This is a genomic window from Camelimonas sp. ID_303_24 (genome assembly GCF_053543495.1).
Genome location: NZ_JBLLJM010000034.1, coordinates 1 through 9,244, shown reverse-complemented (window position 1 = coordinate 9,244; position 9,244 = coordinate 1). Strand labels below are relative to the sequence as shown.

The 9,244-nt window shown below is 61.0% G+C and carries 9 protein-coding genes and 2 pseudogenes; 6 read left to right on the top strand and 5 right to left on the bottom strand.

What is annotated here, in order from left to right:
• The 4 genes and pseudogenes from ACERNI_RS17150 to ACERNI_RS17135 form a co-directional block, all read right to left on the bottom strand.
• Positions 1 to 487 (bottom strand): hypothetical protein (locus ACERNI_RS17150; protein WP_448834456.1); only part of this gene is annotated, 487 nt, incomplete at its 3' end.
• 150 nt (positions 488 to 637) lie between these two features.
• Positions 638 to 1,564 carry a DUF2493 domain-containing protein gene (locus ACERNI_RS17145; protein ID WP_448834455.1) on the bottom strand — a complete coding sequence of 309 codons (927 nt, stop codon included), beginning with the start codon at positions 1,562 to 1,564 and terminating at the stop codon, positions 638 to 640.
• Positions 1,565 to 1,870: 306 nt separating this feature from the next.
• A complete protein-coding gene (locus ACERNI_RS17140; RefSeq protein ID WP_448834454.1) occupies positions 1,871 to 2,539 on the bottom strand; it encodes a toprim domain-containing protein in 669 nt (222 codons plus the stop codon).
• Positions 2,539 to 4,914 (bottom strand): annotated as a pseudogene (locus ACERNI_RS17135) (strawberry notch-like NTP hydrolase domain-containing protein); the annotation flags it as partial. The pseudogene ACERNI_RS17135 and the gene ACERNI_RS17140, both read right to left, overlap by 1 nt.
• 290 nt (positions 4,915 to 5,204) lie before the next feature.
• Between ACERNI_RS17135 and ACERNI_RS17130 the strand changes: the two are divergent.
• The 6 genes and pseudogenes from ACERNI_RS17130 to ACERNI_RS17105 all read left to right on the top strand — a co-directional run bounded on the left by ACERNI_RS17130 (position 5,205) and on the right by ACERNI_RS17105 (position 8,522).
• Positions 5,205 to 5,507, top strand: a complete 303-nt coding sequence (locus ACERNI_RS17130; RefSeq protein ID WP_012114947.1) for a hypothetical protein — start codon at positions 5,205 to 5,207, stop codon at positions 5,505 to 5,507.
• A gap of 61 nt (positions 5,508 to 5,568) precedes the next feature.
• Positions 5,569 to 5,726 (top strand): annotated as a pseudogene (locus ACERNI_RS17125) (IS5/IS1182 family transposase); the annotation flags it as partial.
• A gap of 271 nt (positions 5,727 to 5,997) precedes the next feature.
• On the top strand, positions 5,998 to 6,873 hold the full coding sequence (locus tag ACERNI_RS17120) for a LysR family transcriptional regulator (protein WP_012114948.1): 876 nt from the start codon (positions 5,998 to 6,000) through the stop codon (positions 6,871 to 6,873).
• Between the two features lie 151 nt (positions 6,874 to 7,024).
• The gene (gene msrB / locus ACERNI_RS17115; RefSeq protein ID WP_219436627.1) at positions 7,025 to 7,471 is read left to right on the top strand and encodes a peptide-methionine (R)-S-oxide reductase MsrB; all 447 of its coding nucleotides are present in this window, start codon (positions 7,025 to 7,027) and stop codon (positions 7,469 to 7,471) included.
• The gene (gene msrA / locus ACERNI_RS17110) at positions 7,471 to 7,983 is read left to right on the top strand and encodes a peptide-methionine (S)-S-oxide reductase MsrA (RefSeq protein WP_012114950.1); all 513 of its coding nucleotides are present in this window, start codon (positions 7,471 to 7,473) and stop codon (positions 7,981 to 7,983) included. The genes msrB and msrA overlap by 1 nt, the downstream gene beginning before the upstream one ends.
• Positions 7,984 to 8,033: 50 nt before the next feature.
• A complete protein-coding gene (locus tag ACERNI_RS17105; protein WP_012114951.1) occupies positions 8,034 to 8,522 on the top strand; it encodes a peroxiredoxin family protein in 489 nt (162 codons plus the stop codon).
• A gap of 158 nt (positions 8,523 to 8,680) precedes the next feature.
• Here ACERNI_RS17105 and ACERNI_RS17100 read toward each other — a convergent pair.
• Positions 8,681 to 9,244 (bottom strand): TetR/AcrR family transcriptional regulator (locus tag ACERNI_RS17100; RefSeq protein WP_448834453.1); only part of this gene is annotated, 564 nt, incomplete at its 5' end.

Below are 9,244 nucleotides of genomic sequence, written 5' to 3'. Positions count from 1 at the left end.
AAATTATTCGACGACGGACAGGGCTCTTCGCAACGGCATTGCCCCCACACATGCGCGCAAGGTGCCCATCCGCAGGCCCGGTTGCCGCCATGCCCGCGACGCGCAGAAAAGCAGTCACGCCCACTGCGGCTGTGCCGATTACCGAAAAGATGAGCTGCCAAGTCTCTGACGGCATCATGTGCTTGACGATGCCGAGCGTGGCGTAGAACCCGGCCATGCCCGCCGGTGCAACGAAGGCCAGCGCGATAAGCAGCCGCGCCCAGATCGGGCGAACCAGCATAAGTAAGCCCTGACCGACCGCCAGTGTCAGGCCGGCAGCGAGAAGGCCAACGAGAATCGCGCCAAGCCAGCCAGCACCCGTGCCATAGGCCCAGGTGCCTGCGGTCAAGCCGAGGAAGAACGGTAGGGCAAAGACGGCGAGATTGAACAGCAACCAGCACATGGTGCCGATGGCTGCGATGGAAACAAGAATTCCGAGAACGATCATGATGGTGTCTCCGTGCAAGAGATTGAACGGTTGCGCCTTCCACCACCACCATGGCGCAAAGCGGAATATAGCATGAACATGCCTGCCTGCGCGAGCCAGAATGAACGGTGGTTTCGACCATCCGGCTCGTGGCGATGGGAAAGGCAGCGCTCACGCGCTGCCCGTTCCGAAGCGATAGACCGGGATGCCCATCTTGCGGGCCTTGTCGGCCAGGTTGTCCTGAATGCCTGTGCCGGGAAAGATGATGACGCCGATCGGCATGATGCCAAGCATCTGGTCGTTGCGCTTGAAGGGCGCGGCCTTGGCGTGTTTTGTCCAGTCGGGCTTGAAGGCGACCTGCGCGACCTTGCGATTATTGGCCCAGGTGGCCGCGATGCGCTCGGAGCCTTTCGGCGATCCACCATGCATGAGCACCATGTCCGGGTGTTTGGTATGGATCTGATCGAGCTTGGCCCAGATCGTCTTGTGATCGGTGGTGTCGCCGCCCGAAAAGGCGATCTTCGGTCCGGCGGGCAGCAGCACCTCGTTATCGGCCCGGCGTTTGGCGGCGATGAAGTCGCGGCTGTCGATCATGGCCGAGGTCATCTGGCGATGGTTGACCCGTGAGCCGGAGCGCTGTGACCAGGGCGTGCCTGTGGTGCGCAGATAGATGTCGGCAGCGGTGTCGCGGAAGGTCTCCATGCTGTCGCGGCGCTCGATCAGGCTTTGACCCGCGCCGATCAGGGTCTCCAACTGGACGGATTTGACCTCGCTGCCATCCTGTTCGCGCTGAAGGCGTTTCTGGGCTTGCTCGTTATCGTCGAGTTTGCGTTCGATACGTTCGACGCTGCGGTGGAAAGTGTTGACGGTGGACCAGAGGATTTCGTCGAGGTCGAAATCGAGGCTGGTGTCGGCCATGGTGGAAATCAGGGCGTCGAAGATGTCGGAGACTGCGCCCTGGATGACGTGATCTTCGGGTGTGATCCGGGGGTCGGCCTCGTCTTCGGAGGGGCGGTAGCCGTAGAGTTCGAGTTCTTCGATGGCGTGACCGGTCGGGGACGTGCTGTGATCGGGTTCGAAATCGTCGTGCGCGTACATGGGATGCTTCCGTCAGTTGGACCGCGACCGTCGCGGCCTGCATGGCGACGAAAGCTCACGGGCGCTCCGGTCTGGCAGCGCGAGCCTCTGGCGAGGGCCTTGATGGCAAAGCCCGGCTGATTTGTTTCGCGCTGTAAAGGCGGCTCCGCCGCCGACGGAAATCAGTCGGGCGCCGCCATTGCTTGACCGGAGCGTTTGTGGGCCGATCGCCCTCTCGGAAGGCCAAGGCGCGGTCCTCTGCTGATGACAGGATGCAGCCTATGCGCATGACAGGATCGGAACTGCCCGATCACGGCCCCGTACCGGTTATGCGATTGAAGCCATGAAACGGCTGACGTCCTCGGGCGCGATTTGCACCCGGATCTCTGCCCGAACGGCATCCAGCCCATAAGTTGCGAGATCTTCGTTGAAGTCCCCCATCATGGGCGAGAGCGTGATGGCTTCGATCCCGACCTCGTGCGCCCGGTCCACCAGGCTATCGCGGGCGCTGTCACCTGCCGGATCGTTGTCGCGGACGATATAGAGCCGGCGCAGTTGCGGCGGGAACAGGATGGCCGCGAGGTGTCCGGCCGAGAGCGCGGAAACCATCGGCATGGTGGGCAGTGCCTGACGCAGCGACAGGATGGTTTCGATACCTTCCCCCGCCGCCATGACATCCTGCACATCAGGATGCGGCAGGCTGAGGAAGCGCCGGGCTTCTTCGGCAACGTCTGCGAAGTCGATCAGACCGAGCGAATCCCGGATCACGTCCAGCAGATCGCCATATTCACCCGTGGCCGAGTCCTGCCATTTACCGGCAATGCCTTTCACGTTGTCGTGCAGCCGGACGAACATAGATCGGCCAGCTGTGTTTCGGACATCGCCAACCTGCCAGTAATTGCCCTGTTTGCGACCATTCGAGAGATAGTGACGGCACACCGCCTCGGCCTGCCGGCCGAGACGCTGCGCCAGTTCGGAAGCGTTGAGACGCGCCATTATGCGGCCTCCCGCTCACCGATGCGCAGGGCCGGGAAGCGGTCAAGCAGTTTGCCTGTGATCTCCGGTCCCATCGCGCCGACCGGCACGAAGAAGCGCAGCTTCCACGAGATGATCTCGCTGAAGAGGCCATAGGCCCGCAGCCGGTCGCGCATTGCGTCAGTAAAGCCGGTCAGTTCGATGCGGTTGGCGCCCATGACCCGGACGCGGCGCAGTTGCAGCCCTTCGGCGAGATCAATGATCGTGCGACCTTCGATCAGCGCGGCATAGGCGGCATCCGGTGTCAGGCTGCTGGTGACGCCACTGGTCGAGGCATTGGTAGCCCATGCCGGCGATACCCGGCGACCGATTATGCGTTCGCCCTCATCGGTCTGGAGCCGATAGACGCGGGAGGAGTCCTGCGGCAGGCGTTTCCAGATTGGCAGAAGCAGCCCTGTCACCATATGCAGGATGCTGTCGGTGAACTCCGGCACCTCGGCCAGTTCCGTCTTCCAGGCCACCGTGAAGGCGGCACGGTCGGCCTCGATCCAGTGGGTTTCGCCCATCGCCCGCACCGGAATGTTCATCGCCTCCATGGGCCGGATCAGCCGCACGCGCCGTTCGACCTCGCCATCATCCAGCATGACGCTGGTGGTCGGGATCTGCACACCGTCGCCCTTGCGCACGATCCGGCGTGAACGGCCTGTGACCTCCGCCACCATATCCGTGCCGAAACGCTGGACGATCTGGTCGAGCGCACCGGGGACAGGCGGAAGCGAACCCAACTGCTCCAGCATCTCGTCGCGCCGGGCTACGGCTTCGCGGCATTCCACCGGCTGACCATCGCGGAAGACGGGGCGTGACGAGAGGTTCCCCTCGCCATCGGTGAAGGGCTCATAGAGCTGCACCGGGAAGGAATGCTGCAAATACGAGCCGACATACTCCCTGGGCGTCACATCGACGGAAATATCGTTCCATTCCTCGGTGGGGATCTCGGAAAGCCGCCGTTCCATCAGGGCTTCGCCGGTCGAGACGATCTGGATGACGGCGGCATGGCCCGCTTCCAGATCGGACTCGATGGACCGGATCAGGGTCGGAGTTTTCATGGAGGTCAGCAGATGACCGAAGAAGCGCTGCTTGGTGCTTTCAAAGGCCGAACGGGCCGCCGACTTGGCCTGCCGGTTCAGCGTCGCTCCCCCAGAGTCTGGGCTGCCGGTGATATTGGCGGCTTCCATCGCCGCATCCAGGTTCCCATGAATCACGGCGAAGGCGGCAGCATATGAGTCGTAGATGTGCCGCTGTTCGTCCGTGAGCTGATGCTCGACCAGTTCATATTCGACGCCATCATAGGAGAGAGACCGGGAGGTATAGAGACCGAGGGACCGCAGGTCGCGGGCCAGAACCTCCATGGCTGCCACGCCGCCAGCCTCGATCGCCTCGACGAACTCGGACCTGGTCGTGAAGGGGAAATCTTCGCCGCCCCAGAGACCGAGCCGCTGCGCATAGGCGAGATTGTGAACCGTAGTGGCGCCGGTCGCCGAGACATAGACCACGCGGGCATCGGGCAAGGCATGCTGAAGGCGCAGACCCGCGCGTCCTTGCTGCGATGCGGCGACGTCACCGCGTTCTCCCTTGCCGCCGCCGGCATTCTGCATGGCATGACTCTCGTCGAAGATGATCGCTCCATCGAAATCGGACCCCAGCCAATCGACGATCTGCTTGACGCGGGAAGCCTTTTCACCGCGCTCATCGGAGCGCAGCGTGGCATAGGTGGTGAACAGGACGCCTTCCGACAGCGTGATCGACTTCCCCTGCGGGAAGCGCGAGAGCGGCGTGACTAGCAGGCGTTCCATGCCGAGCGCCGACCAGTCGCGTTGCGCATCCTCGATCAGCTTGTCGGATTTGGAGATCCAGACCGCCTTGCGCCGTCCGCGCAGCCAGTTGTCGAGAATGATGGCGGCCGACTGGCGGCCCTTACCGGCACCGGTCCCGTCACCGAGCATGAAACCGCGCCGGAAGCGGATCGATCCAGCGGCATCCTCAGGCGCGGCACTCACATTGTCGAAATGCTCGTCCACGGTCCAGGCACCCGCGAGATGATCGGCATGGGCTTCACCGGCGTAGATCACGGTTTCAAGCTGGGCGTCGGACAGACGCCCGCAGATGTCGGCGGGCAGCATGGGCCGGTAGGAAGGCTTCGGCGGTGCGACGGAGGCCATGGCGGCGGATTGCACCAGCTTGGTCGGGTGCGGCTGTGCGCCAGCAATACGCAGCGATTGCAGCGCATATTCTTCATAGATGGCATCGGACAGGCGAGCGCCTTCCGGTGGCGTCCAGTCCACGGTGTCATAGGCGAGTTCGACGCCCTCGGGATCATTGGCGGCAGAAGCGGCAGGCGGCGAAGGCGGTGGCATCTGCATAGGACATGGGTTCCGGCTCCTGTCTTTGGAGGCGGGGGACCATCCCCCGCGCGACAGGCGCCCGCCTTCCTCCGCTTCGATCTCCACTGCGCCGGTTCTCGCTAGCTCGATCAGAAAGCGCGACGGCGCATCGGCCAGGGTGCAAATGCGAACCTGACGGCGAGCCCGCGTGAGCGCGACGTAGAAAAGGCGGCGCTCCTCAGCCAGGGGATATGGGTCGGGTTCGGGCATCGCTATCTGGAGGATCGGATCGTCGGTAATCCGGCTTGGAAAGCCCGGTCTGGATTGACGGCAAGAAATACTGGGAATTGCCGAAAGCTTGGTTCAACGATTTCGTCGAACGGGCGTTGGCGAAGTACAGCAAGGTCTACGTTATTCAGCCTTACCGCGAGCAGGAGAAATGCTCCCCAACGTGTCAGAACGCTATCGGGCATGAGTGCCAATGTTCCTGCATGGGCCTCTATCACGGCGCCGGGAATGACGGCAGTTGGTTCGAGGTTTCCGACACCTTCGCGACGCGTTGGGCTGACCACGAGCTCGCCTGTCGACTCATGACCGCCAAGCCCTAACGCAGCATGCGATCAAAATACCATTAGTCTCGCTGCCGCCATCCGGTGTTTGTAGCGAGTTCGGACCCTAGTCGAGACCAAGATGCGCTGCTTCAAGCTCCTAGGAGCGCACGTCATGTCCCGCGACTTCGAAAGGCAGGTCGCCGAGCTTCAGATCAGGCCGCAATCCTGAACCGCTTCACCGCCCTCGGAACGCCGCTCACGCAGCGCGTAGGATAGGTCTGTCCAGGGAAAGGGCACTCCGGCCTTCAGAGGATTTGTGCAACAATGCCTACTGGCGGGATAATCACATCCGGGAGTAGCTTAACTTCGCCGCCAAACTGTCCAAGAAGGCGGGACCACCTCACAAGAGCGTCTATCGCGGGGGGCTCCTCACAAGTCATTACCGTGACATCGCCGCGTGTATAGTTTCTGTACGGAAGCATCCCTTCGGCCGACGGTGCTTGTCCGGTCTGAAGTCGATGCTTGAGTAGGCGACGAAGGGAGAACAATGGAACTCAACCAGATTCGATATTTCCTGAACCTGGCAGACACCCTCAACTTCACCGAAGCAGCCATGCGCAGCGGGGTGTCTCAGCCCACGCTCACCCGCGCGATCCAGCGGCTCGAACAGGAGTTGGGCGGAACGTTGGTCTATCGCGATGGAAAAGACAGTCGACTGACAACGCTCGGCCGCGACATACGATCCGAATTCGCTGCGATCGCCGACCGCGAACAGCGGGTTCGGGCAATATCCCTCAATCGGGTTCGCGGCCGCCGCGAGACCTTGACGCTGGGTATCGTGAATACCATCGCGCCAGCACTGATTACGGAATTTCTGAAACACGCCCTTCGACAGATGCCGATGCTTGAACTGGTTCTTCAGCCGATCACCCGCGACGAGGGAATGGAGCGCCTGCTCGGCGGTCAAATTGACGGGTGCTTCTGCACGGATCCAGCGGCCGGAAACACCAAGATTGCAACCGTTGAAATGTTCCGTGAGCGACTGTTACTGGCGATGGCGCATGGACACAGCCTGGCAAGCCAAGCCTCGGTGTCTCTTGTCGAGCTATCGGAACAGCCTTACCTCGATCGCCTCCAGTGCGAATTCCGCACGCGCGTGCAAAACCATTTGAACGAGCGCGCGATTTTCATGATCCCACGGCTCAGATCCGAACGGGAGGATTTGATTCAACAAGCCGTGGCATCGGGCGCGGGCGTTTGCATGCTGCCTGAACGTTCGGCAATCGTAGAGGGCTTGACGCTACGCCCGGTCGATACGCTCGACCTGTCGCGCACGGTGGCATTCCAATCGATTTCGGGATCTGGAACGGCAACGGCGCTGCGGCAGCTCCGCGTACTGATAGAGCGGTATGTGTGGTCGTGAATTCCGTGAAGGCGCGGGCCTTTATGGTGCGGCGACCACACAAGCGTTCCCAGTGCATGCCGGTGACAACATCAAAACTATAGTTGCGGCGTATTGGACACCTTCGGATCGAATATCCATTTTCTCGGGTATGAGTTCGAAGGAGGAATCCATGACAGCCTACAAGAAGACAGAAGCTGCTATCGCCAAGCTGTCACCTGAGGAATATCGGGTGACGCAGCAGAGTGCGACCGAGCGACCAGGAACCGGTGCGCTTCTCCATAATAAGGAACCCGGCATTTATGTCGATATCGTCTCAGGCGAACCCCTGTTCGCATCGTCCGACAAATACGAGTCGGGCTGCGGATGGCCGAGCTTCACCAAGCCGATCGAACCTGCGAACGTGAATGAACTACGCGACAACAGCCACGGTATGATCCGGACGGAAGTGCGTTCGACGTATGGCGATAGCCATCTCGGCCACGTTTTCCTCGACGGGCCGAGCGATCGCGGTGGCCTGCGTTACTGTATCAATTCGGCTTCGCTGCGCTTCGTACCCCGCGGCGAGATGGAGAGCCAAGGTTACGGTGAATATCTCAACCAGGTGGAGGATATCTGATGACGACTGAACGCGCTGTTCTCGCCGGCGGCTGCTTCTGGGGCATGCAGGATCTTATCCGCAAGCTGCCCGGTGTAATCTCCACCCGTGTCGGTTACACGGGCGGCGATGTGCCGAATGCGACCTATCGCAATCACGGCACTCATGCCGAGGCGATCGAGATCACCTTCGATCCTTCTCAGACCACCTATCGCCGATTGCTTGAGTTCTTTTTCCAGATCCACGACCCGACGACACTGAACCGTCAGGGGAACGACCGAGGCGCGAGCTACCGTTCCGCGATCTATTTTACCAACGACCAGCAGAAGGCCGTTGCGCTCGATACGATTGCAGATGTTGAAGCGTCGGGCCTATGGCCAGGCAAGGTCGTCACCGAGGTCGAGCCAGTCGGTGATTTCTGGGAGGCAGAGCCCGAGCATCAGGATTATCTCGAGCGAATTCCCCACGGGTACACCTGCCACTTTGCACGTCCGGACTGGGTGTTGCCGCGCAGGGCCGGTGCTGCCGCTTAGCAAACCTGCGGCTCGTGGTTTAACGCCGCGAGCCGCCATCGGAGGGCTTCATGGAAACGGGAATTGTGGGTCTGCCTGCCCCTCCGCTGGAGAATATCCGGTGGATCGATGAAAATGGTGACGAGCGTAGCTCCTTGACCTTGGCCGAGTTGGGGCAGGGTTTCAAAATATTGTACTTCTTTCAGGATTGGTGTGCAGGCTGTCATGCACATGGTTTTCCCACATTCGTGACCCTTGCCGAGGAATTTCGCGATAAGGGAGTTGGCTTGGCGGCGATACAGACTGTGTTCGAGGGTTCGGAAGTCAATACCTTCGATCGTCTGCGGGAAAACCAACGCCGATATGGACTGCGTCTTCCATTTGGTCATGCTGTCGCGGGCTCGGGCTCAGTAGACGCTGCGCCAGCAATCATGGAGGCCTACCGGTCCGGCGGAACCCCATGGTTTGTGGTGATCGCACCCGATGGTCGCGTCGTGTATAACGGGTTTCAGCTCGACGCGGAGAGCCTCATCCAGAAACTTCGGCCGCTCACTGCCTGATAAAAGGAGCCTGGATGCCGCGGCGGCCCAGCGGTATAATTCCCGGGCCGGTGAAGTCGTGCGCAGCCCTAGATGATCTCCGCAACGCATTCCGACAGAGAAAGAGAGAGAGAGCCTTGTCCTCGATGATCCCGCATCAGGTGCTCTATGCTATCTGATCAGATCGCGCGGAAAGCCTTCTCCTTTCTTGCGCAATCGAGCATTCCGAGAGCCGACGCTACGATTCCCTTCAGCAAAGCGGGCTCGGGTCGCACGCGCGCGAGCACGCGCAATCCCATCAGAACGCTCAGGAGATGCCGTGCCATATCCTCTGCCGGCAGCGATGATGCGATCGTGGCATCGGCCTGACCCGCCTCTACTCGGCCTAGGAAAAACATCTCGATGCGAAGGAGCACGGCCTTCACGTTTTCCCGGAACGCTTCGTCGTGGGGTGCCGCGTCGAGCGCGGTGTTCACGAGCATGCACCCCTTGCGCTCCGGATCCTCGAGCGAGCGCTTCAAGATATCGGAAAAGAATGCTTCGATACCTTCGCGCGGCGGCAATGCCTCGCAACGCCGGATCCGATCCGTAACACTGTGCTCGACATAACGGTCCAGCGATTTGATGAAGAGCGTGCGTTTATCCCCGAATGCGTTGTAAAGGCTCGCACCGGTGATCCGGGTCTTGTCGATAAGATCGCGCACGGATGTTGCCTCGTAGCCGTGGCGCCAGAAGCACTGCAT